Raw genomic sequence first — 25,213 nt, 5'->3', positions numbered from 1 at the left:
CTCGGCACAAAGCTGCAAAGAAGCGAACTCAAAGTAGTAGCTTCGTTCCTTGAAAACTAGATAACCGAGAAGAAAAGCGGAGGCGCCGCGGTTAGTCCCGATAGGTGCTGGAGGGCCTGCGAGGAGGCTATTGCTGCCACAGCAGGACCGAAGCGACCGTGAGGGGCTAGGCGCCGAAGCTAGACAGTGGAAGAAGCCGAGAAGCGAAGGCGGCAAGCATGAAGCTGTTTTCGCATGGTTAAGTTAGAAAGGGCGCACGGTGGATGCCTTGGCACTAGGAGCCGATGAAGGACGGGGCAAACGCCGAAACGCTTCGGGGAGCTGTAAGCAAGCGTTGATCCGGAGATGTCCGAATGGGGAAACCCACTGCCCGTAATGGGGCAGTATCCATACCTGAATCCATAGGGTATGGAGGGCACACCCGGGGAACTGAAACATCTAAGTACCCGGAGGAGAAGAAAGCAACCGCGATTCCCTGAGTAGCGGCGAGCGAAACGGGAACAGCCCAAACCAAGAGGCTTGCCTCTTGGGGTTGTAGGACCACTCACATGGGAGTTACAAAGGAACGGGGTAGACGAAGCGGTCTGGAAAGGCCCGCCAGAGAAGGTGACAGCCCTGTAGTCGAAACTTCGTTCCCTCCCGAGTGGATCCTGAGTACGGCGGGACACGGGGAATCCCGTCGGAAGCAGGGAGGACCATCTCCCAAGGCTAAATACTCCCTAGTGACCGATAGTGAACCAGTACCGTGAGGGAAAGGTGAAAAGCACCCCGGAAGGGGAGTGAAAGAGAACCTGAAACCGTGTGCCTACAAGTAGTCAGAGCCCGTTCATGGGTGATGGCGTGCCTTTTGTAGAATGAACCGGCGAGTTACGATGACGTGCGAGGTTAAGTCGAAGAGACGGAGCCGCAGCGAAAGCGAGTCTGAATAGGGCGTTAAGTACGTTGTCGTAGACCCGAAACCAGGTGATCTACCCATGTCCAGGGTGAAGGTAGGGTAACACCTACTGGAGGCCCGAACCCACGTACGTTGAAAAGTGCGGGGATGAGGTGTGGGTAGGGGTGAAATGCCAATCGAACCTGGAGATAGCTGGTTCTCCCCGAAATAGCTTTAGGGCTAGCCTCAAGGGAAGAGTCTTGGAGGTAGAGCACTGATTGAGCTAGGGGCCCTCATCGGGTTACCGAACTCAGTCAAACTCCGAATGCCAACGACTTATCCTTGGGAGTCAGACTACGAGTGATAAGATCCGTGGTCGAGAGGGAAACAGCCCAGACCACCAGCTAAGGTCCCAAAGTGCACGTTAAGTGGAAAAGGATGTGGAGTTGCCCAGACAACCAGGATGTTGGCTTAGAAGCAGCCATCATTTAAAGAGTGCGTAATAGCTCACTGGTCGAGTGACTCTGCGCCGAAAATGTACCGGGGCTAAACGTGCCACCGAAGCTGTGGGATGACCGTTGGTCATCGGTAGGGGAGCGTTCTAAGCGCGCCGAAGCGGGACCGGAAGGACTCGTGGAGCGCTTAGAAGTGAGAATGCCGGTGTGAGTAGCGAAAACAGAGGTGAGAATCCTCTGCACCGAAAGCCTAAGGTTTCCTGAGGAAGGTTCGTCCGCTCAGGGTTAGTCGGGACCTAAGCCGAGGCCGAAAGGCGTAGGTGATGGGCAACAGGTTGAGATTCCTGTACCACCTCCTCACCGTTTGAGCAATGGGGGGACGCAGGAAGGTAGGGCGAGCAGGCTGCTGGAATAGCCTGTCCAAGCGGTTAGGCTGCCAGATAGGCAAATCCGTCTGGCGCAAAGGCTGAGCCGTGATGGCGAAGGGACCATCGGTCCCGAAGTCCCCGATCCTACACTGCCAAGAAAAGCCTCTAGCGAGGTGAGAGGTGCCCGTACCGCAAACCGACACAGGTAGGCGAGGAGAGAATCCTAAGGTGCGCGGGAGAACTCTCGTTAAGGAACTCGGCAAAATGACCCCGTAACTTCGGGAGAAGGGGTGCTCTCTTGGGTGATGAGCCCGAGAGAGCCGCAGTGAAAAGGCCCAAGCGACTGTTTACCAAAAACACAGGTCTCTGCGAAGCCGAAAGGCGAAGTATAGGGGCTGACACCTGCCCGGTGCTGGAAGGTTAAGGGGAGCGCTTAAGCCGCAAGGCTGAAGGTGCGAACCGAAGCCCCAGTAAACGGCGGCCGTAACTATAACGGTCCTAAGGTAGCGAAATTCCTTGTCGGGTAAGTTCCGACCCGCACGAAAGGTGTAACGACTTGGGCACTGTCTCAACGAGAGACCCGGTGAAATCATACTACCTGTGAAGATGCAGGTTACCCGCGACAGGACGGAAAGACCCCGTGGAGCTTTACTGCAGCCTGATATGGAATTTTGGTATCGCTTGTACAGGATAGGTGGGAGCCTGAGAAGCCGGAGCGCCAGCTTCGGTGGAGGCGCCGGTGGGATACCACCCTGGCGGTATTGAAATTCTAACCCGCACCCCTTATCGGGGTGGGAGACAGTGTCAGGTGGGCAGTTTGACTGGGGCGGTCGCCTCCCAAAAGGTAACGGAGGCGCCCAAAGGTTCCCTCAGAATGGTTGGAAATCATTCGTAGAGTGCAAAGGCACAAGGGAGCTTGACTGCGAGACGGACAGGTCGAGCAGGGACGAAAGTCGGGCTTAGTGATCCGGTGGTTCCGTATGGAAGGGCCATCGCTCAACGGATAAAAGCTACCCCGGGGATAACAGGCTGATCTCCCCCAAGAGTCCACATCGACGGGGAGGTTTGGCACCTCGATGTCGGCTCATCGCATCCTGGGGCTGTAGTCGGTCCCAAGGGTTGGGCTGTTCGCCCATTAAAGCGGTACGCGAGCTGGGTTCAGAACGTCGTGAGACAGTTCGGTCCCTATCCGTCGCGGGCGCAGGAAATTTGAGAGGAGCTGTCCTTAGTACGAGAGGACCGGGATGGACGCACCGCTGGTGTACCAGTTGTCCCGCCAGGGGCACCGCTGGGTAGCTATGTGCGGAAGGGATAAGCGCTGAAAGCATCTAAGCGTGAAGCCCCCCTCAAGATGAGATTTCCCATCGCGTCAAGCGAGTAAGATCCCTCGAAGATGACGAGGTCGATAGGTCCGAGGTGGAAGCGTGGCGACACGTGGAGCTGACGGATACTAATCGATCGAGGACTTAACCAAGCGGAAAAGCGGAGGACGCTAGGAGCTAGACAACAGAAAAGCGTAGGCCGCCTATGCAAAACGGCTTCTTCCAAACAGACGGTTATCTAGTTTTGAGGGAATGAAATAAATAAAAAAACTCTTGACATGGTAATATTGGTCATTATAATAATATTTGTCCAATCAATGAAAAAGTTTATAACAATTTATTATATAACTCCTTCATATTATTCCGCAGTAGCTCAGTGGTAGAGCAATCGGCTGTTAACCGATTGGTCGCAGGTTCGAATCCTGCCTGCGGAGCCATCTTGGAGAGCTGTCCGAGTGGTCGAAGGAGCACGATTGGAAATCGTGTAGGCGCGAATAGCGCCTCAAGGGTTCGAATCCCTTGCTCTCCGCCACTAATTTTGTTACTATGGCCCGTTGGTCAAGTGGTTAAGACACCGCCCTTTCACGGCGGTAACACGGGTTCGAATCCCGTACGGGTCACTTTCTTTTTGTGGAGGATTAGCTCAGCTGGGAGAGCACTTGCCTTACAAGCAAGGGGTCGGCGGTTCGATCCCGTCATCCTCCACCATGATCGTCGCGGGGTGGAGCAGTCCGGTAGCTCGTCGGGCTCATAACCCGAAGGTCGCAGGTTCAAATCCTGCCCCCGCAACCAATATTGGTCCCGTAGTGTAGTGGTTAACATGCCTGCCTGTCACGCAGGAGATCGCGGGTTCGAGTCCCGTCGGGACCGCCACAATGGAATTAATGCTAATTAAAAAAATGGCTCGGTAGCGACGAGCGATACTTCCATGAATATGCTGCGAGTTGTCCCGACGCATCTAACATCGCTGAATGAGTTAGAAGAGGAAGGGACACGACAACACAGAATTTAAATTAGGATAATAAAATGGCTCGGTAGCTCAGTCGGTAGAGCAAAGGACTGAAAATCCTTGTGTCGGCGGTTCGATTCCGTCCCGAGCCACCATTTACTCTTTAAATAAGTTTGAAGTTTTTCTGGCTGATGTGCCGACTTAGCTCAACTGGTAGAGACGAGCTTAAGCTTCTATGAATTTGCTCCGAGTTGTCCCGACACATCTAACATCATTGAATAAGCTAGCAGAGGAAGGGACGCAAAAATCTAAGGGTATATCAATGTTTCTTATGCCGACTTAGCTCAATTGGTAGAGCAACTGAATCGTAATCAGTAGGTTGCGGGTTCAAGTCCTGCAGTCGGCACCATGGTTACGGAGGGGTAGCGAAGTGGCCAAACGCGGCGGACTGTAAATCCGCTCCCTTTGGGTTCGGCGGTTCGAATCCGTCCCCCTCCATTTTATACTAGGGGCATAGTTTAATGGTAGAACAGAGGTCTCCAAAACCTCCGGTGTGGGTTCGATTCCTACTGCCCCTGCCATAAAATAAATATGTATGGCGACTATGGCGAAGTGGTTAACGCACCAGATTGTGGCTCTGGCATGCGTGGGTTCGATTCCCACTAGTCGCCCTTCCTTCTATTTTTTTGGGGTATAGCCAAGCGGTAAGGCAACGGACTTTGACTCCGTGATGCGTTGGTTCGAATCCAGCTACCCCAGCCATGGTCACGATGCGGAAGTAGTTCAGTGGTAGAACACCACCTTGCCAAGGTGGGGGTCGCGGGTTCGAGTCCCGTCTTCCGCTTCCCTGCGGCGGCATAGCCAAGTGGTAAGGCAGAGGTCTGCAAAACCTTTATCCCCGGTTCGAATCCGGGTGCCGCCTCCATATATGGCAGAGCCGGGGTGGCGGAATTGGCAGACGCACAGGACTTAAAATCCTGGGGTAGGTAACTACCGTGCCGGTTCGAGTCCGGCCCTCGGCATGAAATAAACAGTTGACTTTATATTATTTGTAATGTAAAATTATATACGTCTTTACGCCGATGTGGCGGAATTGGCAGACGCGCACGACTCAAAATCGTGTGGGCTTTGCCCGTGTGGGTTCGACTCCCACCATCGGCATCGAAAATAGGGAGAAGGTTTTAGGATCAAGGGTTCTCACGAATGTGAGAACCCTTTCTTTATTTTTACCGAATACGTTCGAGAAAAGAAAATCGTGTGCGTACAATCGTGTTCGGTGAGGTGAAATGGAAAGTGGGAAGAATAGAAAATGAGAGAGAATTGCAGAGAAAGAGCAAGAGAGGAAGAAGAGGAGAGTTGAGTCGTGAGGAGTTGTTGCTAATATCTGATGACAACACAGAAATTGAATACACATTTGAGGAATTGTTAGAGATATTTATTGAGGATTGCGAATTGAGGAATTTAAGGGAACATACGATTAAATATTATCGCAGTGAGTTAAACGCATTTGTAAAACTGCTGAAAGAGCAAGAAATCGAGTTGCGTGTAAGTGAATGGACAGGAGAAACCATTAAGCGAAATGTCATTATGTACATGAAAGAAAAAGGTCTTAAGACAGTCAGTATCAATTCCCGTTTGAGGGCTTTAAGGGCGTTTTTTAACTTTTTGGAAGGACGAAATCTCATAAAAAGCAATCCGATGAAAGACATCAATTGCTGAGGGATAGAAAAAGGATTGTAGAAACATTTGATAACCAGCAGATAAAGGCGTTATTTAAAGCATGCGACCTTCGCACGTTTGTAGGTTTAAGGGATTATACGATTATGATGTTGTTGTTGGAAACAGGGGTTCGAGTAAATGAATTAGTAAGTATAAAAACAACGGATATTATTTGGGAGCAAAAAGTCATCCGCATTCGAAACACAAAAGGTCGCTTCGAACGTTTTGTTCCTATTCAAGATACACTGTTGTATTGTCACTACGATAGTGAACCATATTTAGGTAAATCCAGCTATAAAAATGACGTACAAACTGACATCAGTTTCAGTTTTGGTACGTCATTTATTACTTTTATAACAATATTTATCTGAATTTTTATTAAAATTTTGCTGCTTTTTAGAAGAATGATGTCTATCTAATGTAAATACATTTAATAATTTTCCTCTTTTTTTGATTTTCTAAATAAAAATCTAAATACTAGAAAAACTAAAGCGACAGAAACAAAAATAATAAGAACTGAAGAAGCCTGAAAAAAGAAATCACCAATTCCCATTTTCTATTCCCCCCATTTCTTGATTTAATTTACAATACATAAAGATTATAACATATTGAATTTAATTAATCGTTAATTTTTCTGATAAATCGATGATGTATAAAAGTTTGTGTAAAGCATTTTGCTAGAACAAAAGAAAAAAGGTAGGGTATTCTCTGATTTGGACCACAACACATTCCAGAGAAAGGAGAACCCTACCTATGTCTAAAAGTATACCGAATGTCGACTGGGCAAATCAACTGGAAAGTGTCATTCGTCAGTTTGTAAAGGAAAAATTAGAACTGATCATGCGGGAAGAAATCAAGAATTTCCTCGAAATAGAACACGATGTAATAAATTTAAAATATATTTCGAGTTGTTAACTCTGTAAAAAAGAATAAGGACACAAGAATTATAGCCCCTATTTTCATATTTACGATTAAGTATCAAAATTGGTGCAATAAATATATGCTATCTCCCATGGGAGAACGGAAATTCTTCTTTAATCTGTGGTGCCGCGAAGCGATGGGCTAATGGGACAGTTTAGTTGAAAAAGGGGAGAATTGTACAAGGAGACAGAATATTACAAGTAAAAAGCTTTCGGGGGAAGTGTGAAGATGAAAATTGAAGATATATATAATGATTTACCAACAGTCGAAACTGAAGGACTTTAGAAATTATTTGCAATTGACAATATCAACTGTAATCATTATTATTACAGTTAGGAGGAAGGTTCATTATGAATAGCGATTTTTCGATTGCCGTTCACTGCGTCGCTTACCTGGCCCAAAAGCAAAGCCAACGAGTGACCAGTGAAGACATTGCCCAAAGTGTTTCTGTCCACCCAGCAAGATTAAGGAAAATTTTGAGCATATTAAGGAAAGAAAATATTATTACTTCTAAAGAAGGGGCAAAAGGCGGATTCTCTTTAAACGATTCACCAGAACATATTACGTTAGACAAAATATTTAAAATCACTAGTGAGGAAACGCTTGTACCGAAATGCCCTGATTCCAATGAGAATTGTCCAATAGGCAGAAACCTATCAAATATACTCATTCGCGTTTTTCACAATGCGGAAGAACACTTTTTAAATTATTTAAAAGGTGTAACGATCAAAGATATCATTGATGAAATCAATAGTAGTTAGGTTTTCATGCCTGAAACAAAAGTACGACTAATGCTTTTATGTTAGTTGTGCTCCATCAATTTTTTTTAAACATAACTGTAACAAAAAATATTTCAGTTTAAGAAGGTGAATAAGGTTGAAGAAAAAACGGGTTGTCGTTGGAATGTCGGGTGGGGTTGATTCCTCTGTGGCAGCCTACCTTTTAAAACAAGAGGGGTATGACGTAATCGGTGTATTTATGAAAAATTGGGATGACACTAATGACGATGGTGTATGTACAGCAACGGAAGATTACGAAGATGTTAAGAGAGTTGCCAATCAACTCGGGATTCCTTATTACAGTGTGAACTTCGAAAAAGAATATTGGGATCGTGTGTTTACGTACTTTATAGATGAGTTGAAACGGGGGCGAACACCAAATCCAGATGTTTTATGCAATACAGAAATTAAGTTTAAAGCGTTTGTTGACTACGCTCTTTCACTAGATGCTGATTATATCGCGACAGGCCATTACGCAAGAATCAACAGAGAAAATGGCCAAATCGCCTTATTGCGTGGAAAAGATCCCAATAAAGATCAAACGTATTTTCTTAGCCAATTAACAGCAGAGCATTTGTCAAAAGTCCTGTTTCCTATTGGAGAATTAACGAAAGATGAAGTACGAAAAATCGCTCAAGAATTGAACCTTGTTAACGCCAATAAAAAAGATAGTACAGGAATCTGTTTTATTGGAGAAAGAAATTTCAAAAACTTTTTAAAGAATTATTTGCCGGCACAGCCCGGAGAAATTCGTTCTCTAGATGGAGAAGTGCTAGGTACTCATGATGGGTTGATGTACTATACGATTGGCCAACGAAAAGGACTTGGAATCGGTGGAAAAGGAACAGGGGAACCTTGGTATGTCGTCGATAAAGATTTAGAAAACAACGTTTTACTCGTCGCTCAAGGTAAAAATCATCCTGCTCTGTTTTCTACCGGTCTTATTGCATCGAACATTAGCTTTATTAACGGGGATGTTCGTCCACGTACATTTGCATGTACAGCTAAATTCAGATACCGTCAAGAAGATCAGAAAGTAACCGTTCATATTCGTCCGAATGGAACGGCTTTTGTGGAATTCGAAAAACCAGTTAAAGCCGTTACTCCAGGACAAGTAGCGGTATTTTATGACAATGATGTTTGTCTTGGCAGTGCGATTATTGACGAAGTGATAAAAATGGATGCTTCAACTGCCACTGCGGCATCTTAAAACAATACACTATTTGACTATAGAATGACACCCTGTATGCACGCTATCTTGTCAGGAATAATAAGTGCTGTGATAAGGAATAAATCTCGGGGAATTTTATCGGCTATCATACAAAGAGTAACTACAAAACATCATACTGAATCATCTTTAAGATATTTTATGTTTTGATGGAACGTTTTTCTAGATACAACGAAATTAAAAAATAATTGGAAGGTAGATGTGAAATGGAAAAATTTAAAAATCACAAAGGGTATTCACGCATGTATCAAGAAAACAAACTAACTTTAGGATTGTTCTTTCCGATTGAATCGTATATGGGCGATGTCCCTGAGATGAATATAGAAAAACAAATGAAGTTAGCCAAACGAGCAGAAGAACTCAATTTCGCTTCATTATTTGTGAGAGATGTACCGTTGCGCGATCCTAATTTCGGGGATGTCGGGCAAATATATGACCCGTTTACGTATTTAGGGTATGTTGCTGCCAACACAGAAAAGATTGCCTTGGGAACGGGAAGTATTATTTTAACATTGCGCCATCCTCTTCATGTCGCAAAAGCGGCGGCTTCTGTAGACAGATTATCTGGTGAAAGACTTATTCTCGGTGTCGCAACAGGTGACCGTCCAATCGAGTTTCCAGCATTCTCTGTGAATCCAGAAGATCGGAGCGAATTATTCCGAGAAGCAATTGGTGTCATGAAAAAAGCATGGAAAGAGCATTTTCCTGTCATTGACTCTTTACGAGTGCATATGACAAATGGAGATCTTTTGCCAAAACCGAAATTGTCAGACATACCAGTAATGGTGACAGGTCACAGTGGACAGTCTCCTGAATGGATTGCTGAACATAGTGATGGCTGGATTTACTATCCACGTGCACTCAAATTTCAAAGAGCATTAATCGAGAATTGGCGTTCGTTAACAGAGGAATTTAAGCCATTTACCCAATCGCTTTATGTTGATTTGGCGGAAGACCCATATCATGTACCAATACCGATTCATCTTGGATTCCGTACGGGCCGCGTTTTCCTTATCGAATTTCTTGAAGCTTTACGAGATGCAGGTGTGAACCATGTCATCATCAACTTAAAATATGGCCAACGCCCAGTAGAAGAAGTGATCGAAGAATTAGGTGAATTTGTGCTTCCACACTTTCCGGCTTTATCATGATGAGGACAATCCATTTGGTTGATAACCTTTAAAGACGTAAATATAAGAAAGGGAGGATGCGTATGAAAGTTTTGGTCATTGGTGCCAACGGAAAAGTAGGCCAACATGTGGTGAGCATGCTTCATGCGCATGAGCGGCACACCGTTCGTGCAATGGTTCGAAAACAAGAGCAATTGGAGGCTTTTCAGAAAAAAGGAATTGAAGCGGTACTCGCTGATCTTGAAGGTACTGTCGATGAAATTGCCGAAGCAGCCAAAGGCTGTGACGCGATCGTATTCTCTGCCGGTTCAGGTGGACACACAGGAGCGGATAAGACATTGCTTGTCGATTTAGACGGTGCCGTAAAAGCGATGGAAGCTGCAGAAAAAGTCGGAATTAAACGATTTGTCATGGTGAGCTCATTCCAGGCCCACAACCGTGAGAACTGGCCAGAAAACCTCAAACCTTATTATGTCGCTAAACATTATGCTGACCGTATGTTAATGAATAGTGGTTTAAATTATACGATTATTCGTCCTGGATATCTTCTTAATGAAAAAGGCACAGGGTTGGTTACTGTAGCAGAAAACTTAAATGTCGGGAGCATTCCACGTGAAGATGTAGCAAGAACAATCGTTCAATCTCTTGATGAACCAAATACGTATAAAAAAGCATTCGATTTAATGTCGGGGGATACAGAGATTGCGGAAGCATTGAAATCACTGTAATGAAGCATTCATCCGAAGGGAGAATTTAGAAACATGGCTTACAAATTTTATGCAATGGATTTTGCTTTTTATAACTCCATGGGCATTTATAGCTTTGAAGCTCGGTGTGAAATGCTAAAAGAGATCGGCTATGATGCGACCCATTTATCCGTCTGGCACGGAGAACGGTGGAGAGATGTAGAGAAGCTGAAAAACGTTAAGGAGAAATATGGACTGGATGTCGCTGGCGTGTACGTTGTGTTAGACCTTTCATTAGGTGAGGACCATCCAAGAAATACGGGTATTTTAAAAATGCTGGAGATCATGGAAGGATGCTCCACGGTCGAGCTGGCGATTCAATCTGTCGGACATCATATACGCCCTTCAGACCCTAAAGGGGACGACATCGCTGTGAAGTGGCTGGAAAAAGCACTGAAGATTGCGGAACGAAGAAACATTAATATCTTACTTTACACACACTTATCATTCTGGGTTGAACGCCATGAAGATGCAGTAAGACTTTGCAAGCGTCTCAATCATCCTAATCTCGGCATTGTATTTTGCGGCTACCATTGGTACGCAGTCGATGGAACAAACCTATTAGGTACGCTTAGAGCGGTATCCCCTTACTTAAAACAAGTAAACATTTCTGGCAGCCGCCGAGATCCTCACGGTTTTGGGGGAGTGGCGACAATCGAGCCTTTGGATGTCGGGGAGTTAGATAATTTTGCGTTGCTTGGACAGCTTAAAAAGATGGGCTATAATGGGATGATTGGCTACCAAGGTTGGGGTGAAGGAGGCGACGCTTACAGCAAGCTAAGCCGTTCACTCAAAGCGTTCCGCGATATGGAGCGTAGACTTGAGGCACACCCACATTGGGCGGATTTAAGATTAACTCCATAATCATTCCTTCATCCGCTCCTTTGATTGATTCGTTTAAAGGATACAGGTTGGCTAAATAATAATACCTGTCAAATAGATACGTATAAAAGAGTGAACCTTATGCGGCAAGAGTTCGGCATTCCACCGGACTCTTGCCGTATTTTGTTTATATTCGTTTTTCGTTATAGTTGGATAAAGATGAGATGAATAAGGGATACATAACAGATATCAGCTTCATCGAATTGAAGCTCCAATCATGATTCTAATGATAAATTTTAGGTTCATCACCAAATTTTGTGATTTAGTGACAAAAAAGAGAAAGCACTGACGAGATCCTGGCAATAATGTTAGCGGTGAAATAAACATTAGGGAGGTCTCGTAAGTGCTTTCTATATCACTAGGATTGCCAGAATTTAAAGTGATTAAACACGAACTTCTTTCCTATGGTTATGCGATTCATGTAGAGAAAACAGAGACACAGGAACGTTGCCCTCATTGTGGGTTTGCCACTTCCTCTGTCCACGACAGACGGACAAGAAAAGTACGGGATTTGGCGATTTTCCATCAACCGGTGTACTTGTTCGTAAAGGTAAAGCGCTATCGGTGCTGGAATTGTTCCCAAGTGTTTTCCGCCTCTTTGGAATCGATTCCACCCAATCAACACTACACCAATCGATTTTGTGAGTACTTGTATGAACTTTGCGAAGGCTCCACCATTCAAGAGGTTAGCCGAAAGCACCGCATCCCATATACAACATTGGAACGCATTTATTACTCCATCGCATCGAAAAAAGCAAAAGAGCGCCAAACAGCAACGGAGGCATCTTTTCAGGAAGGGATGGTGCTTAGCTTAGATGAAATCGCGGTAAAAAAGGGACATCAGTATGAAACCGTATTTATGCAGTCATTTTCACTTCAGAACGTACTGAAGATGATAACGGTTACGGTCAAATGGCAGAAAAAATGGTAGAGTTAACTTCCCAGCAACCAGGTTTTCTGGGGGCAGAAAGTGTTCGGGATGAATCTGGACTAGGAATTACTGTTTCTTATTGGAATTCATTGTTTTAACGCAGGAGACCCCCACTTCAACGAATGAAATGAGCAAGTGGGGGAGGAATGCGCCTTCCTCCTTTCTTTTGAGTAAAGCATATCACTAAATTATACCCGTAGTGCTAGTTGAGCGCTAAAGCTCAACTAGCACCACGGGTAGTAGAGATCTTTCACTATGTCGTAAATAAAGGAAAAAATCAATCGCCGTGCTAGGTGGTCTTTTTGGGCCAGATCGTCCAGTTTTATCGAAGTTTCGGTATAGCGCCGAGGTGGGAGAGGTTCATGTATCGTATGCATTTCAAGGGACGATTTTTGCCGGATGGGATGGAAAAACAACCTTTTACCTTTATCATGAAGACAACAGCTAGCATAACGAATACAATTTAATAAAAAAGATGAATGTAAAGGAGGCGGGCAGAATGAAAGTGTCTTTGGATATTGACAGCGATTACGATGAGACAATCGTGACCATTCACTGTAAGGAAGTAGATGACACGATTAAAGAAATTCTTGATTTTTTAAAAGGGATGGAGACGGAATTTATTGTCGGAAAAAATGGTGATATGCATTATATATTAAAGCCAAATGAGATCCATTTTTTTCGTGCTCATGGGGATAGCATCGAGGCGGTGACAGCCGAGGGAACATTTAAATTGAAGGAAAAGCTGTATGAGCTCGAAAAATTGCTTCCCTCTAACAAGTTTGTTCGCATTTCTAAGTCGGTCATTGTAAATCTCTATGAGTTGAGCCGGTTTGAAGCATCGTTCAATGGCACTCTATGCGTTTATTTTAAATCAGGAGTGAAAGAGTACGTTTCTCGACGTTATGTTCATGCCATCAAAAAAGCATTAAAAATGAATAGGGGGAAAAAAGAATGAAAAAATTCTTATACAGAAGCATCATCGGGATATTGATCGGTTCCTTTATCGCAGTAGTGGTAACTAGCTCTATCATCTATTTCGGTCATTTCCCTGTCATTAATGGTGAAGAATTTATAAAAAACTCATTTGGGAGCATATTTTGTGGATGGTTTTTTGCCGTATCTTCGCTTTATTTTGAATTAGAATCGCTCCGTCTGTCGCAACAAACGGCATTGCACTTTGTTACAGTAATTGTTTTATATTTTATCCTGTCCTTGGGAATTGGGTGGATCCCGTTTGATTTGAAAAACATCCTTATTTCAGCAGCTATATTTATTGTAGTCTATTTAGTTATATGGGGTTGCTACTATTTATATTTCAAAAACTTAGCAAATCAAATGAATGAAGATTTAGAGAAAATATAAATAAATATCCCCTTCAGTCAGGATCGGATTTTCACAGTTTGGTCCTTTGTTTGCTGATGCGGATAAAAAAACATTAATAATAAAAGTGAAATAGGAGAGGAGTTGAAATGAACAATGGCAAACAAGCAAATGACTGCAGATGAAATTTTGGAAGCGATCCAAAAAATGAGCAATGAAGAACGTTGGAAATTGCTTGATAAGATGTACGACCTGTATTATTCCAAAGAGCATTTGATAATAAAAGCAAAACGTAAATATTTAGAAGAGGACGACTATTGACGAGCAAGCCTAAGCTAATTGCCTAGGCTTTTCTTTTTTTTGTTCATTATGAAATTTATTACATTAATGTTATATATTTTACAATATTAAATCATTTTGCTTTCATTTATACTAAACTCGTATATTTATATTATTTTACTATGGGGGTTATTTTATGAAAAAATTGATTCCTTTTGCTGTTGCGGCATCCCTTGCCATCGCAACATTGCCTGCTTCTGCTTTTGCGATTGAATCCAATGATCCTGAGCTCCAAAGCTATCTAAACGAGATCGGTATGACCCAGGAAGAGCTGAAAGAATATTTAGACTACGATGGCTACACATTAGAAGATTTTCAAGATGTCGATGAGCTTCGCAGCGAGCTTGGCGATGTATTGACAGAAGAAAATTTACAACAATTGCTTGAAGATTATGGCTTAACGAAAGAGGAATTAAAACAACTTCTTATCGATAACGGTGAACTAGAACCAAACGAAGAAATTACGGAAGTGTTTAAGTTTTATAACGACTTAGAGGAATACGTCGAGTTTGAACGATTATATTTAACACCGATTAACGAAGAAACGCTTGCCGATTTCTTGCAAGAACATGATATGACGAAAGAACAATTACTCGCGCTTCTTAACAGCCATCATGAATCGTTAGAAGATTACAGTTCCATTGGCGAATTGGCTGATGTGGTGGATTATTATCAAAACTTAACTCCGCTTACGGAAGAAACATTGAACGAACTTTTAGACGAGCTTGGACTTACTCGACAACAATTGGAAAAGTTGCTTGCGGAAAATAACGATTCGTTAGACAACTATACGACAGTGGAAGAACTAGCAGAAGCCATTGTCGATTATATGCTTCCTGACTTAGATGAACTTGGCCTAACGGACGCTGAACTCGAAAAATTGTATAATCATTTCGAATCACTGAATATGGAAGATCCGCAATTCGCGAGTAAAATGGAAGAACTTAGCAAACGGATGGAAGCTATTAGTTCGTACGACTTTGAAAGTGTAAAAGAATTGTCTCCGGCACAAATAGCGGAAATTGCGGATGTGATGAATGACATGCTTGACGCTTTCCAATTAGACGTGAAATTTTATTTGACGAAAAACGGGGAGAAAAAGCCATTAAGCCTATCCACGCTGCTAACGATGGAATCAACGAACGGCTATGACCTCTTTATCGAAATTTATAACAAACAAGGGGAACTGCTTGCCGACTTTATATTGACAGCCGACATGTTTAACTCTGATTTATTTGATGGCGTAGGCGAAGATTTAGAGAAAACGGGAAAAGTTGTGGAGATAGGGAAAAAGATTGAGAAAATTGAGGAAAAAGTAAAACAAAAACCGGTAAAAAGAACGGTAAAAGGAGCAAAACTTCCAAAAACGGCTTCTCCGTACGTATCGAATATGCTTATGGGGGTTGGATTCATCGCTATAGGAGCGTTCCTATTCCGGATAAGAAAAATATTAGGAGCGAAATAAATGAAAATGCAGCGAATCGTTCGCTTTCTTGGCATTAGCTTGATGGCGGTTGGCTTCGTTCTCGTCTTGCTCAACGGCTACAAATATGAAAAAGGAATCAATGCCGAAAAACCGGCGCCAAAGGGAACAGCAACGAAAGCGTCCTCTACACCGTCAAAGACTGCTGCAGCGATTTACCTGCGCCAACCGACGAAAGTAGGAGAAAACATTGGCGAGCTCATCATTCCGAAGCTGAACGCCAGTCTTCCAATTTATCATGGCACCAATGAAGAGGAATTAGAAAAAGGAGTCGGGCATTACGCTGGAAGCGTCCTGCCGGGGGAGCCGGACAACTGTGTGCTTGCAGGACATCGTGACACCGTCTTTCGCAAACTGGGCGAGGTAGGAAAAGGAGATTTGCTGATTGTTAAAACGGTTGCTGGAGAGTTTACCTACAAAGTCCGTAAAGTGCGAATTGTAGACGCCGATGACAGAACCGTGATTGTGCCAAAACCAAAAGCCACATTAACCGTATCTACGTGCTATCCATTCAACTACATCGGCGCAGCACCGAAGCGGTATATCCTTGTCGCTAACTTAGTGGAGGCAAGGAATTGATGTCTTATCCCTTTATCTCTATCAAATGTGAGTCGAAAATCCTTTCACATGAAAAAACCCCACAGAGTTTCTGTGGGGTTTTTTAGTTGGTATCATTTGCCTCGAAGGTTTATTTGACTTACATTTTTGTTTTCGTTTTCTGAAGCAAAAACTCTTTTCCATAGCTGCCGTGATCGTGAATCATCGCATGCTCAACCTGGATGGTCGTATGTTTGATTCCGTATTTTTTGTTTAGCATCTCGTTAATGGCCAAGATGACACAAAACGGCTGGATATGCTCGCTGATAAATACGTGTGCGGTTAATGAATAGTGGTCGGTGGAAACGGCCCATAAGTGCATGTCGTGTACATCTTCGACTCCTTCGACTTGGCGGATGTCCTCTCTAATCTGGTCGAGATGAAACTGATCAGGCACCGCTTCCATTAAAATGAGATACGATTCGCGAATAATTTTTGCCCCGCCTGTGAAGATGATGGCAGCAATAATAATGCTGATAAGCGGGTCAAAAAAATAAAAACCAGTAAAATAAATAAGTATTGCTGAAATAATGACACCGATGGAGCTAAGAAGATCTCCGATAAAATGCCATAAGGCGCTTTTAATATTTAAGTTTTCCTCTTCTTTTGTACTTCGGCTAAGGACAATGGTCAATATGAGATTCACAATGAAACCAATCGAGGAAATAGTCAGCATTAAGCGAAAATCGATTGGTTCGGGAGAAATGAATCGTTTAATCCCTTCCCAAAAAATCCAAATGGAAATAATAGCCAACGTAAGACCGTTTAAAAAGGACGTAATAATTTCAAATCGCAAATAGCCGAACGTAAATCGATGATTTGGCGGACGCGTGGCAAGGTAAAGAGCGATCATGCTAAGCCCAAGCGCCAATACGTCAGATGCCATATGGGCAGAGTCGGAAAGCAAAGCCAAGGAATTAGATAATAGTCCTCCAATAATTTCCACAATCGTAAAAAACAATGTTAAACCAAGAGTGATCCAAAGCGTTTTTTTGGATTGATTTTGCGTTTTTACATGAGGAAGATGGCGATAATCGTATTGGATTGGTGACATGGCACACCTCTACTTTATAATAATTATTAGTTTATATATATTATAATATAATCATCTAAAATTGTGCAAAAAAAATTTTTCGGCTCGTTTTGTTGGAAAATATCAAAAAATAGAAAATTTTTTCTCAAGGAATTTATACACCGTTGTGGAATATAAGTATCAACAGCAAGAAAATTTAGGAAAGGACGCGATGCAGATTGATCTCCGTCAGTCCCACTGATTTAGAAATTTATTTATTTCATGAAGGCAGCTTATATAAAAGTTATGAATTGTTTGGTGCACATGTGATAAAGAAAAACGGCATGGTTGGAACTCGATTTTGTGTGTGGGCTCCGCATGCGCGGGAAGTGCGGTTAGTCGGCAGTTTTAATGAATGGAACGGAACTAATTTTAACCTGATGAAAGCAAATGATCAAGGCGTATGGATGATTTTTATTCCCGAAAACTTAGAAGGGCATTTATATAAATATGAGATTAAAACTAGCGATGGGAATGTCCTGCTCAAATCGGATCCATATGCGTTTTACTCCGAATTGCGCCCCCATACTGCCTCCATTGTCTACAACATAAAAGGATATCAATGGAATGACCAAGCATGGCGACGAAAGAAGCGGCAAAAACGAATTTATGATCAGCCTTTATTTATTTATGAGCTCCACTTTGGTTCATGGAAAAAGAAGGAGGATGGCAGTTTTTATACATATCAAGAGATGGCGGATGAGCTAATCCCTTATGTTCTTGAACATGGCTTTACTCATATTGAATTGCTTCCGCTTGTCGAGCATCCGCTCGACCGCTCTTGGGGATACCAAGGAACAGGTTATTATTCAGCAACAAGCCGTTACGGGACACCGCATGATTTGATGCATTTTATTGACCGCTGCCACCAAGCGGGAATCGGTGTGATTATCGATTGGGTTCCTGGCCATTTTTGCAAAGATGCCCATGGGCTATATATGTTTGACGGCGCTCCTACCTATGAATATGCCAACATGCAAGACCGAGAAAATTACGTGTGGGGAACGGCGAATTTTGATCTTGGCAGGCCGGAAGTTCGCAGTTTTTTAATTTCCAATGCGTTATTTTGGATGGAATATTTCCATGTGGATGGATTTCGAGTGGACGCAGTAGCAAATATGCTATATTGGCCAAATAGTGATGTACTGCATAAGAATCCGTATGCTGTGCAGTTTCTGCAAAAATTAAATGAAACCGTATTTGCGTATGACCCAAGCATTTTAATGATTGCCGAAGATTCGACAGACTGGCCGCGCGTCACTGCCCCAACGTACGACGGAGGGTTGGGATTTAACTATAAATGGAACATGGGATGGATGAACGATATTTTAACTTATATGGAAACTGCCCCAGAGCAGCGAAAATATGTGCACAATAAAGTAACCTTTTCCCTTTTGTACGCGTATTCAGAAAATTTCATTTTACCTTTTTCCCACGACGAAGTCGTGCATGGAAAGAAATCATTATTAAATAAAATGCCGGGGACATATGAGGAAAAGTTTGCGCAACTAAGGTTGCTGTATGGATATTTGTTGACACATCCCGGTAAGAAGTTATTGTTTATGGGCGGTGAATTTGCTCAATTTGATGAATGGAAAGATTTAGAGCAGCTTGATTGGGTGCTTTTTAATTTTGATCTGCATCGGAATATGAATATTTATGTGAAACAATTATTGAAATGTTATAAGCGCCATAAACCTCTTTATGAGCTAGATCATTCTCCAGATGGGTTTGAGTGGATTGATGTTCATAATGCTGAACAATGCATTTTCTCATTTATTCGCAGGGGAAAAAAAGAAAACGATTTACTTGTTATTGTTTGCAACTTCACCAATAAAGTGTACTACGATTATAAAGTTGGCGTACCGCTGTTTGCTGCATATCGAGAAATAATCAATAGCGATGCAGTCGAGTTCGGGGGATGGGGGAATATCAATGCGAAGCCGATTGCAGCGGTCAAAGAGCCGTTTCATGGAAAACCGTATCACATTCGGATGACGATTCCGCCGTTTGGCATTTCTATTTTAAGACCAGTAAAAAAACGAGGGGAGAGAAACATTAATGGTAAAGAAAAAGTGCATCGCCATGTTATTGGCAGGAGGGCAAGGTAGCCGTCTATGCTCATTGACGGAAAACATTGCAAAGCCAGCGGTTCCATTTGGCGGAAAATATCGAATTATTGATTTTACATTGAGCAACTGCACAAATTCCGGCATCGATGCGGTCGGGGTATTAACGCAATATCAGCCGCTTTTATTACACTCTTATATCGGTATTGGCAGCGCTTGGGATTTAGACAGGAAAAATGGCGGTGTCACCGTTCTCCCTCCTTATTCCGTATCGTCTGGTGTGAAATGGTATGAAGGAACGGCAAACGCCGTTTATCAAAATATCAATTACATTGAACAATATGATCCGGATTACGTGCTTGTGTTATCGGGCGACCATATTTATAAAATGGATTATCGAAAAATGTTGGATTATCATATTGCGAAACAAGCGGATGTAACCATTTCTGTTATTGAAGTGCCTTGGGCAGAGGCAAGCCGGTTCGGCATTATGAATACCAATGAACAAATGGAAATTATTGAATTTGAAGAAAAACCGGCGAATCCGAAAAACAACCTTGCTTCGATGGGTATTTATATGTTTAACTGGCCGCTTTTAAAAGAATATTTGCAAATAGACAACGCAAATCCACATTCCAGCCACGACTTTGGAAAAGATGTGATTCCGTTATTGCTTCGGGAGAAGAAGCGGCTTGTTGCCTATCCATTTAAAGGCTATTGGAAAGATGTTGGAACGGTACAAAGTTTATGGGAGGCCAATATGGATTTATTGGACGAAGAAAATGAATTAAATTTATTTGACCATTCATGGCGGATTTATTCTGTCAATCCAAATCAGCCGCCACAATACATTTCCAATGAGGCCGTCGTCATTAATTCGCTTGTGAACGAGGGATGCATGGTGGAAGGGAATGTCGAGCATTCCGTATTATTTCAAGGGGTTCATGTCGGGAAAGGAGCAATCGTGAAAGATTGCGTCATTATGCCAGATGCGGTGATTGGCGAGGGGGTATATATCGAAAGAGCGATCGTGCCGCCGGACGTAGAGATTCCGCCACATTCAGTTATTTGCTCCGATGATATTCTTCTTGTTACAAAGGAATGGTTAACAGAACGGAAAATGGAAGATATTCGGAAAGGATGAGCAACAGTGAATAATAAATGGATGCTGGGAGTTATTGACGCAACAACGTATATCGAGCCGCTTCAACCGTTAACATTGCACCGCTCTGTTGCAGCCGTGCCGTTTGCGGGGAGATATCGATTAATCGATTTTGTATTGTCGAGTATGGTTCATTCGGGAATTGAGAGTGTGGCGATTTTTCCAAAATATCAATACCGCTCATTAATGGATCATTTAGGATCAGGTAAAAATTGGGATTTAAACCGAAAACGGGACGGACTGTTTTTCTTCCCATCTCCAGATTTATCGATTCCAATGCATCACGTTGGAGCATTCGCCCATTTTGAACAACATATTGACTATTTTTTGCGCAGCAGACAAAAATATGCCGTTATTTGCAATAGTTATACGATTTGCAATATCGATTATGAAGCGGTGTTAGAGCGCCATATTGCAAACGAATGTGATATTACCGAAGTTCGTTATCAAGGGCGTTCGCTTGAAATGTTTGTGTTAGAGACATCATTGTTGCTCGATTTAATCGCTAATCACCGAAATACCGGCTATTACAGTATTGTAGATATTGTTCGCGACCATCGCCATTCCTTAAAAATTTGTGACTATGAACACGACGGATACGCAGCTGTTATTGATTCGATTGAAAGTTATTTTCGGCATAGTATGGAATTGCTAAATAAAGATGTTTGGCAGCAGTTGTTTATCCAGTCACGTCCGATTTATACGAAAGTGAAAGATGAACCGCCAACGAAATATACAGAAAAAGCGGTCGTGAAAAATTCGATGATTGCCAATGGATGCATTATCGAAGGCCATGTGGAAAACAGCATCATTTTTCGTTCCGTGAAAATTGGAAAAGGAACGGTCATAAAAAATAGCATTATTATGCAAAAAAGCCAAATTGGCGAACATTGTGAACTAGATTGTGTCATTGTTGACAAAGATGCGAAAGTAGAAAATAACGTTTCTTTGCGTGGAACGGAACGGGTTCCATTTGTGATTCGTAAAGGAACAGTACAAGGAGAGTTGATCAGCTCGTGAATGTATTATTTGTCGTGTCGGAATGCGTACCGTTTGTTAAGTCGGGAGGATTAGCGGACGTTGCCGGAGCGTTGCCGAAACAATTGCGAAAATTAGGGACAGACGTTCGAGTAATCATGCCAAAATATGAAACAATCCCGGAAAACTATAAAAAAGAAATGAAAAAAATTGCCAAGCTTGTGGTAAGAGTTGGATGGAGACGGCAATATTGCGGAATTGAAATGATGGAGTACGAAGGAGTTATTTATTATTTTGTGGACAATGAATACTACTTTAAACGCCATCAGTTATACGGACATTATGATGATGGAGAACGGTTTTCGTATTTTTGCCGCGCTGTTTTAGACGCGCTTCCTGTGATTCCGTTTCGTCCAGATATTATTCATTGCCACGATTGGCATACCGGCATGATCCCTTTTTTATTGCGCGAAGAATATCGAAAAAATTCATTTTATGAACGAATCCGCACCGTGTTTACGATTCATAATTTACAGTTTCAAGGAATTTTTCCACGCGAAATTTTAGGAGATTTATTGAATTTAAGTGACCGTTATTTTACGATTGAGTATTTAGAGTTTTATGGGAATGTGAGCTTTATGAAGGGAGCGCTTGTTTCTGCCGATATTATTACAACGGTCAGTCCGACATACAAAGAAGAAATTCAGACGGAATATTACGGAGAGCGGCTCGATGGTCTATTACGGGCGCGCCAGCGTGATTTAATCGGAATTTTAAACGGTATCGACGATGAAATGTATAATCCGAAAAAGGATCCATTTATTGCGGTGCCATACGATATACAGACTATTGCCAGAAAACAAATAAATAAACGCGCGCTTCAACAATATTTTGGTTTATCGATAAGGGAAGACGTCCCGGTCATTGCGATGGTAACCCGTTTGACAGAGCAAAAAGGGATGGATTTAGTCAAGTGCGTTTTCCATGAAATTATTGCCGAAGATGTTCAATTCATTTTGCTAGGGACGGGTGACAAAAAGTTTGAGCAATTTTTCTATGATATGGCGGCAACGTATCCAGATAAAGCAAAAGTGTGTATCGGCTTTAACGAAGAGTTAGCACATAAAATTTACGCGGGAGCTGATCTATTTTTAATGCCATCTAAATTTGAACCGTGCGGTCTCAGCCAAATGATTGCTCTTCGATACGGAACGATTCCGATTGTGCGGGAAACGGGAGGATTAAACGATACGGTACAATCGTATAATGAGTTTACGGGAGAAGGGAATGGGTTTAGTTTTACGAACTTCAATGCCCATGATATGTTATATACCATTCGCCGCGCGCTTACGTTTTATAAGGAAAAACAAATATGGGAAAAGCTAATGAAAGAAGCAATGAGCCGTGATTATAGCTGGGGGCAATCAGCGTTTAAGTATAACCGAGTATATGCAGATTTAATGGCTGGGAGTGAACATCATGTTCTCGAATAAAGAAGAATTTAAAAAAACGTTTTTAAAACGGCTTGAGATGCTGTGCGGCAAACGGTTTGAAGAATCAACACTGCGTGATCAATATAATACATTAGGAAACATGGTTCGTGAATATATTAGCCAAAACTGGATTCAGACGAATGAGCGAAATCGTGCGCGAAAGCAGAAGCAAGTATATTATTTGTCGATTGAATTTTTGTTAGGACGCCTCCTTGGCAGCAATTTGCTTAACCTTGGCATTCGCAATGTCGTGGAAGAAGGGCTGAACGATTTAGGAATTCGCTTGGATGACATGGAAGAAGTCGAGGCGGATGCGGGGCTAGGCAATGGCGGTCTTGGCCGCCTTGCTGCTTGTTTTTTAGATTCGCTTGCTTCTCTTGATTTGCCTGGTCACGGTTGTGGAATTCGCTATAAACATGGGCTTTTTGACCAAAAAATTGTTGATGGATATCAAGTCGAGCTGCCAGAACAATGGCTGCGCCACGGAAATGTATGGGAAATTAGAAAAGAGGAATTAGCGGTTGAAGTGAATTTTTGGGGAAAAGTGGAAATATCCAACCAAAACGGCCGTCTGACATTCCGCCATATTGACAGTGAGAAAGTAATGGCGGTTCCATATGATATGCCAGTCATCGGTTATGATACGAAAACAGTGAATACGCTGCGGCTTTGGAGCGCAGAACCAGCAAAAACCTTTCCGCCTCATAAAAGCGTGATGCAATACAAACGGGAAACAGAGGCGATTTCAGAATTTTTATATCCTGATGATACCCATGACGAAGGGAAAATTTTGCGATTAAAACAACAATATTTTCTTGTTGCTGCAAGCGTTGGCAGCATTGTTCGCGCTCATCGCCGCCAGCATGGGCACTTGTACGAGCTGCATAAGTATGTGGCGATTCATGTGAATGATACTCATCCGGTTTTGGCGATTCCGGAACTGATGAGGATTTTACTAGATGAAGAGGGAATGAGCTGGGAAGATGCTTGGCATATTACGACAAATACGATTTCTTATACGAACCATACGACATTATCAGAGGCGTTGGAGAAATGGCCAATTCATATTTTCCAGCCGCTGCTGCCGCGCATTTACATGATTGTGGAGGAGATTAATGAGCGATTTTGCCGCGAACTTTGGAATCATTATCCCGGCGATTGGAAGCGAATTGAAGAGATGGCGATTATCGCGCACGGTCTTGTGAAAATGGCGCATTTAGCGATTGTTGGCAGCCATAGTGTGAACGGAGTGGCAAAATTGCATTCGGAAATTTTAAAGAAGCGGGAAATGAAGCGGTTTTACGAGTTCCAGCCGCAAAAATTTAATAACAAGACGAATGGAGTGACGCACCGGCGTTGGCTGTTAAAGGCGAATCCCGAGCTTTCTTCGTTAATTACAAAGGCGATCGGCACCAGTTGGATAAAAGAACCGCAAGCGTTAATTCATTTAAAGCCATATGCTTTTGATTCGTCGTTTCTGCAGGAACTCGCAAACGTCAAGCAACAGCGCAAAGCGAAATTAGCGAAGCGCATTTATGAAAAGACGGGGATCGTCGTGAATGAATCATCGATTTTTGACGTACAAGTAAAACGGCTCCATGCTTATAAGCGGCAATTGTTAAATGTTCTCCACATTATGTATCTGTATAACCGCCTGAAAGAAGATTCGAGCTTTTCGATTTATCCGCGCACATTTATTTTTGGCGCCAAAGCTTCCCCTGGATACTATTATGCAAAACGGATTATTAAGCTCATTCATTCTGTCGCTGAAAAAGTGAACAATGATAAAAAGACAAACGAACAATTAAAAATGATTTTTCTAGAAAATTATCGCGTTTCACTAGCGGAAGAAATTTTTCCAGCGGCGGATGTAAGCGAGCAAATTTCAACGGCAAGTAAAGAAGCATCTGGCACCGGCAATATGAAATTTATGATGAATGGAGCGATTACGCTTGGAACGCTAGATGGAGCGAATATTGAAATATTGGAGGCGGTCGGAGAAGAAAATATATTCATCTTTGGGCTTACTGCAGAAGAAGTGTTAAACTACTATCAAAATGGCGGATACCGCTCGCACGAATATTATCATCACGATAAACGGATTAAGCAGGTCGTCGATCAGTTAGTCAACGGATTTTTTCCAGATGTCCATGACCATTTTGAGCCGATTTATGATTCGCTTTTAACACAAAACGATGAATATTTTGTGCTGCGTGATTTTGCATTATATGTGGAAACACAAGAAAAAGTAGAAGAGGCGTATAGGCAGCGTGAACGATGGCTGAAAATGAGCGCGATTAACATTGCTCATTCTGGTTGTTTTTCCAGTGACCGGACGGTTCAGGAGTATGCAAATGAAATATGGAATATTCATCCGTTGAATAAATAAAAAA

At 42.7% G+C, this 25,213-nt stretch carries 19 protein-coding genes, 16 tRNA genes, 1 rRNA gene and 3 pseudogenes; 37 read left to right on the top strand and 2 right to left on the bottom strand.

The genetic code is table 11. The annotated features are described in order from the left end of the window. Nucleotides 1–236 precede the first annotated feature (236 nt). The 19 genes from DER53_RS02005 (at nt 237) to DER53_RS01915 (ending at nt 6,058) form a co-directional block, all read left to right on the top strand. Nucleotides 237–3,171: ribosomal RNA gene (locus DER53_RS02005) — 23S ribosomal RNA — on the top strand. A 210-nt stretch (nt 3,172–3,381) separates the two neighbouring features. Continuing rightward, nucleotides 3,382–3,456: transfer RNA gene (locus DER53_RS02000), tRNA-Asn, on the top strand. A gap of 4 nt (nt 3,457–3,460) precedes the next feature. After that, a tRNA-Ser gene (locus tag DER53_RS01995) sits at nt 3,461–3,551 on the top strand. A 16-nt stretch (nt 3,552–3,567) separates the two neighbouring features. Continuing rightward, nucleotides 3,568–3,639, top strand: a tRNA-Glu gene (locus DER53_RS01990). A gap of 12 nt (nt 3,640–3,651) precedes the next feature. After that, a tRNA-Val gene (locus DER53_RS01985) sits at nt 3,652–3,727 on the top strand. A 7-nt stretch (nt 3,728–3,734) separates the two neighbouring features. Further along, nucleotides 3,735–3,811 (top strand) — tRNA-Met (locus DER53_RS01980). A gap of 5 nt (nt 3,812–3,816) precedes the next feature. Next, nucleotides 3,817–3,892: transfer RNA gene (locus DER53_RS01975), tRNA-Asp, on the top strand. 155 nt (nt 3,893–4,047) lie between these two features. Then, nucleotides 4,048–4,123, top strand: a tRNA-Phe gene (locus DER53_RS01970). 178 nt (nt 4,124–4,301) lie between these two features. Then, nucleotides 4,302–4,377 (top strand) — tRNA-Thr (locus DER53_RS01965). Nucleotides 4,378–4,384: 7 nt separating this feature from the next. Beyond that, a tRNA-Tyr gene (locus DER53_RS01960) sits at nt 4,385–4,466 on the top strand. 9 nt (nt 4,467–4,475) lie between these two features. After that, nucleotides 4,476–4,549: transfer RNA gene (locus DER53_RS01955), tRNA-Trp, on the top strand. Nucleotides 4,550–4,566: 17 nt separating this feature from the next. Then, nucleotides 4,567–4,639: transfer RNA gene (locus DER53_RS01950), tRNA-His, on the top strand. A gap of 16 nt (nt 4,640–4,655) precedes the next feature. Then, nucleotides 4,656–4,730: transfer RNA gene (locus tag DER53_RS01945), tRNA-Gln, on the top strand. A 10-nt stretch (nt 4,731–4,740) separates the two neighbouring features. Next, nucleotides 4,741–4,812: transfer RNA gene (locus tag DER53_RS01940), tRNA-Gly, on the top strand. 7 nt (nt 4,813–4,819) lie between these two features. Beyond that, nucleotides 4,820–4,893: transfer RNA gene (locus DER53_RS01935), tRNA-Cys, on the top strand. Nucleotides 4,894–4,904: 11 nt separating this feature from the next. After that, nucleotides 4,905–4,990, top strand: a tRNA-Leu gene (locus DER53_RS01930). 56 nt (nt 4,991–5,046) lie between these two features. Continuing rightward, a tRNA-Leu gene (locus DER53_RS01925) sits at nt 5,047–5,129 on the top strand. A 132-nt stretch (nt 5,130–5,261) separates the two neighbouring features. Next, the gene (locus DER53_RS01920; protein WP_073967999.1) at nt 5,262–5,687 is read left to right on the top strand and encodes a site-specific integrase; all 426 of its coding nucleotides are present in this window, start codon (nt 5,262–5,264) and stop codon (nt 5,685–5,687) included. Beyond that, complete coding sequence (locus DER53_RS01915) at nt 5,681–6,058, top strand: tyrosine-type recombinase/integrase (protein ID WP_073967997.1); 378 nt, start codon at nt 5,681–5,683, stop codon at nt 6,056–6,058. Before DER53_RS01920 ends, DER53_RS01915 begins: the two co-directional genes overlap by 7 nt. 59 nt (nt 6,059–6,117) lie before the next feature. Here DER53_RS01915 and DER53_RS17530 read toward each other — a convergent pair whose 3' ends face one another. Continuing rightward, nucleotides 6,118–6,240, bottom strand: coding sequence for a hypothetical protein (locus DER53_RS17530; RefSeq protein ID WP_255265204.1), 123 nt, complete (start codon nt 6,238–6,240; stop codon nt 6,118–6,120). Between the two features lie 200 nt (nt 6,241–6,440). Here DER53_RS17530 and DER53_RS01910 point away from each other — a divergent pair. The 13 genes and pseudogenes from DER53_RS01910 to DER53_RS01850 form a co-directional block, all read left to right on the top strand. Next, a pseudogene (locus DER53_RS01910) lies at nt 6,441–6,563 on the top strand (IS256 family transposase); the annotation flags it as partial. A gap of 395 nt (nt 6,564–6,958) precedes the next feature. Continuing rightward, the gene (locus DER53_RS01905) at nt 6,959–7,369 is read left to right on the top strand and encodes an RrF2 family transcriptional regulator (protein WP_015374305.1); all 411 of its coding nucleotides are present in this window, start codon (nt 6,959–6,961) and stop codon (nt 7,367–7,369) included. Nucleotides 7,370–7,484: 115 nt separating this feature from the next. Further along, nucleotides 7,485–8,597 carry a tRNA 2-thiouridine(34) synthase MnmA gene (mnmA, locus tag DER53_RS01900; RefSeq protein WP_011230509.1) on the top strand — a complete coding sequence of 371 codons (1,113 nt, stop codon included), beginning with the start codon at nt 7,485–7,487 and terminating at the stop codon, nt 8,595–8,597. Nucleotides 8,598–8,821: 224 nt separating this feature from the next. Next, nucleotides 8,822–9,766, top strand: a complete 945-nt coding sequence (locus tag DER53_RS01895; protein WP_020961348.1) for an LLM class oxidoreductase — start codon at nt 8,822–8,824, stop codon at nt 9,764–9,766. 62 nt (nt 9,767–9,828) lie between these two features. Beyond that, nucleotides 9,829–10,473: an SDR family oxidoreductase gene (locus tag DER53_RS01890; protein WP_062755101.1), complete on the top strand. Its 645-nt coding sequence runs from the start codon at nt 9,829–9,831 to the stop codon at nt 10,471–10,473. A 33-nt stretch (nt 10,474–10,506) separates the two neighbouring features. Beyond that, entirely contained in the window at nt 10,507–11,355 is an 849-nt protein-coding gene (locus tag DER53_RS01885; protein ID WP_062755099.1) for a sugar phosphate isomerase/epimerase family protein, read from the top strand. A 361-nt stretch (nt 11,356–11,716) separates the two neighbouring features. Further along, nucleotides 11,717–12,241, top strand: a pseudogene (locus DER53_RS01880) (transposase family protein); the annotation flags it as partial. Then, nucleotides 12,229–12,396 (top strand): annotated as a pseudogene (locus DER53_RS17215) (antibiotic biosynthesis monooxygenase family protein); the annotation flags it as partial. The pseudogenes DER53_RS01880 and DER53_RS17215, both read left to right, overlap by 13 nt. Before the next feature lie 407 nt (nt 12,397–12,803). Next, nucleotides 12,804–13,262: a LytTR family DNA-binding domain-containing protein gene (locus tag DER53_RS01870; protein WP_015864899.1), complete on the top strand. Its 459-nt coding sequence runs from the start codon at nt 12,804–12,806 to the stop codon at nt 13,260–13,262. Beyond that, nucleotides 13,259–13,669 (top strand): DUF3021 domain-containing protein, encoded by a 411-nt coding sequence (locus DER53_RS01865; RefSeq protein ID WP_015864898.1) that lies wholly within the window; start codon nt 13,259–13,261, stop codon nt 13,667–13,669. Before DER53_RS01870 ends, DER53_RS01865 begins: the two co-directional genes overlap by 4 nt. A 114-nt stretch (nt 13,670–13,783) precedes the next feature. Continuing rightward, complete coding sequence (locus tag DER53_RS01860) at nt 13,784–13,948, top strand: hypothetical protein (RefSeq protein WP_015864897.1); 165 nt, start codon at nt 13,784–13,786, stop codon at nt 13,946–13,948. Nucleotides 13,949–14,102: 154 nt separating this feature from the next. After that, complete coding sequence (locus DER53_RS01855) at nt 14,103–15,431, top strand: processed acidic surface protein (RefSeq protein WP_062755097.1); 1,329 nt, start codon at nt 14,103–14,105, stop codon at nt 15,429–15,431. Further along, the gene (locus tag DER53_RS01850) at nt 15,432–16,028 is read left to right on the top strand and encodes a class D sortase (protein WP_062755095.1); all 597 of its coding nucleotides are present in this window, start codon (nt 15,432–15,434) and stop codon (nt 16,026–16,028) included. A gap of 118 nt (nt 16,029–16,146) precedes the next feature. On the opposite strand, the gene DER53_RS01845 is transcribed toward DER53_RS01850, so the two are convergent. After that, a complete protein-coding gene (locus DER53_RS01845; RefSeq protein WP_121910012.1) occupies nt 16,147–17,100 on the bottom strand; it encodes a cation diffusion facilitator family transporter in 954 nt (317 codons plus the stop codon). A gap of 197 nt (nt 17,101–17,297) precedes the next feature. Between DER53_RS01845 and glgB the strand changes: the two genes are divergently transcribed. From glgB to DER53_RS01820, 5 genes are read left to right on the top strand one after another with little or no spacing between them, the layout of a single operon-like run. Beyond that, the gene (gene glgB / locus DER53_RS01840; RefSeq protein ID WP_062755093.1) at nt 17,298–19,229 is read left to right on the top strand and encodes a 1,4-alpha-glucan branching enzyme; all 1,932 of its coding nucleotides are present in this window, start codon (nt 17,298–17,300) and stop codon (nt 19,227–19,229) included. Beyond that, a complete protein-coding gene (locus DER53_RS01835) occupies nt 19,180–20,331 on the top strand; it encodes a glucose-1-phosphate adenylyltransferase (RefSeq protein ID WP_062677565.1) in 1,152 nt (383 codons plus the stop codon). Before glgB ends, DER53_RS01835 begins: the two co-directional genes overlap by 50 nt. A gap of 6 nt (nt 20,332–20,337) precedes the next feature. Continuing rightward, entirely contained in the window at nt 20,338–21,369 is a 1,032-nt protein-coding gene (gene glgD, locus DER53_RS01830) for a glucose-1-phosphate adenylyltransferase subunit GlgD (RefSeq protein ID WP_062755091.1), read from the top strand. Next, nucleotides 21,366–22,820, top strand: coding sequence for a glycogen synthase GlgA (gene glgA, locus DER53_RS01825; protein ID WP_062755090.1), 1,455 nt, complete (start codon nt 21,366–21,368; stop codon nt 22,818–22,820). The genes glgD and glgA overlap by 4 nt, the downstream gene beginning before the upstream one ends. Continuing rightward, nucleotides 22,807–25,209: a glycogen/starch/alpha-glucan phosphorylase gene (locus DER53_RS01820; RefSeq protein WP_062755088.1), complete on the top strand. Its 2,403-nt coding sequence runs from the start codon at nt 22,807–22,809 to the stop codon at nt 25,207–25,209. Before glgA ends, DER53_RS01820 begins: the two co-directional genes overlap by 14 nt. The last annotated feature ends 4 nt before the right edge of the window (nt 25,210–25,213 follow it).

This window comes from Parageobacillus toebii NBRC 107807 (genome assembly GCF_003688615.2).
Lineage (GTDB): Bacteria > Bacillota > Bacilli > Bacillales > Anoxybacillaceae > Parageobacillus_B > Parageobacillus_B toebii.
This window is presented reverse-complemented; position numbering and strand designations above follow the sequence as displayed.

Excerpts from the sequence above, each read along its gene's own strand:
- DER53_RS01855 (WP_062755097.1), top strand. The coding sequence starts at position 14,103 with ATGAAAAAATTGATTCCTTTTGCTGTTGCGGCATCCCTTGCCATCGCA.
- DER53_RS01845 (WP_121910012.1), bottom strand. The coding sequence starts at position 17,100 with ATGTCACCAATCCAATACGATTATCGCCATCTTCCTCATGTAAAAACG.
- DER53_RS01885 (WP_062755099.1), top strand. The coding sequence starts at position 10,507 with ATGGCTTACAAATTTTATGCAATGGATTTTGCTTTTTATAACTCCATG.
- DER53_RS01850 (WP_062755095.1), top strand. The coding sequence starts at position 15,432 with ATGAAAATGCAGCGAATCGTTCGCTTTCTTGGCATTAGCTTGATGGCG.
- DER53_RS01865 (WP_015864898.1), top strand. The coding sequence starts at position 13,259 with ATGAAAAAATTCTTATACAGAAGCATCATCGGGATATTGATCGGTTCC.
- DER53_RS01905 (WP_015374305.1), top strand. The coding sequence starts at position 6,959 with ATGAATAGCGATTTTTCGATTGCCGTTCACTGCGTCGCTTACCTGGCC.
- DER53_RS01835 (WP_062677565.1), top strand. The coding sequence starts at position 19,180 with ATGGTAAAGAAAAAGTGCATCGCCATGTTATTGGCAGGAGGGCAAGGT.
- DER53_RS01890 (WP_062755101.1), top strand. The coding sequence starts at position 9,829 with ATGAAAGTTTTGGTCATTGGTGCCAACGGAAAAGTAGGCCAACATGTG.
- DER53_RS17530 (WP_255265204.1), bottom strand. The coding sequence starts at position 6,240 with ATGGGAATTGGTGATTTCTTTTTTCAGGCTTCTTCAGTTCTTATTATT.
- DER53_RS01870 (WP_015864899.1), top strand. The coding sequence starts at position 12,804 with ATGAAAGTGTCTTTGGATATTGACAGCGATTACGATGAGACAATCGTG.
- DER53_RS01820 (WP_062755088.1), top strand. The coding sequence starts at position 22,807 with ATGTTCTCGAATAAAGAAGAATTTAAAAAAACGTTTTTAAAACGGCTT.
- DER53_RS01860 (WP_015864897.1), top strand. The coding sequence starts at position 13,784 with ATGGCAAACAAGCAAATGACTGCAGATGAAATTTTGGAAGCGATCCAA.
- DER53_RS01895 (WP_020961348.1), top strand. The coding sequence starts at position 8,822 with ATGGAAAAATTTAAAAATCACAAAGGGTATTCACGCATGTATCAAGAA.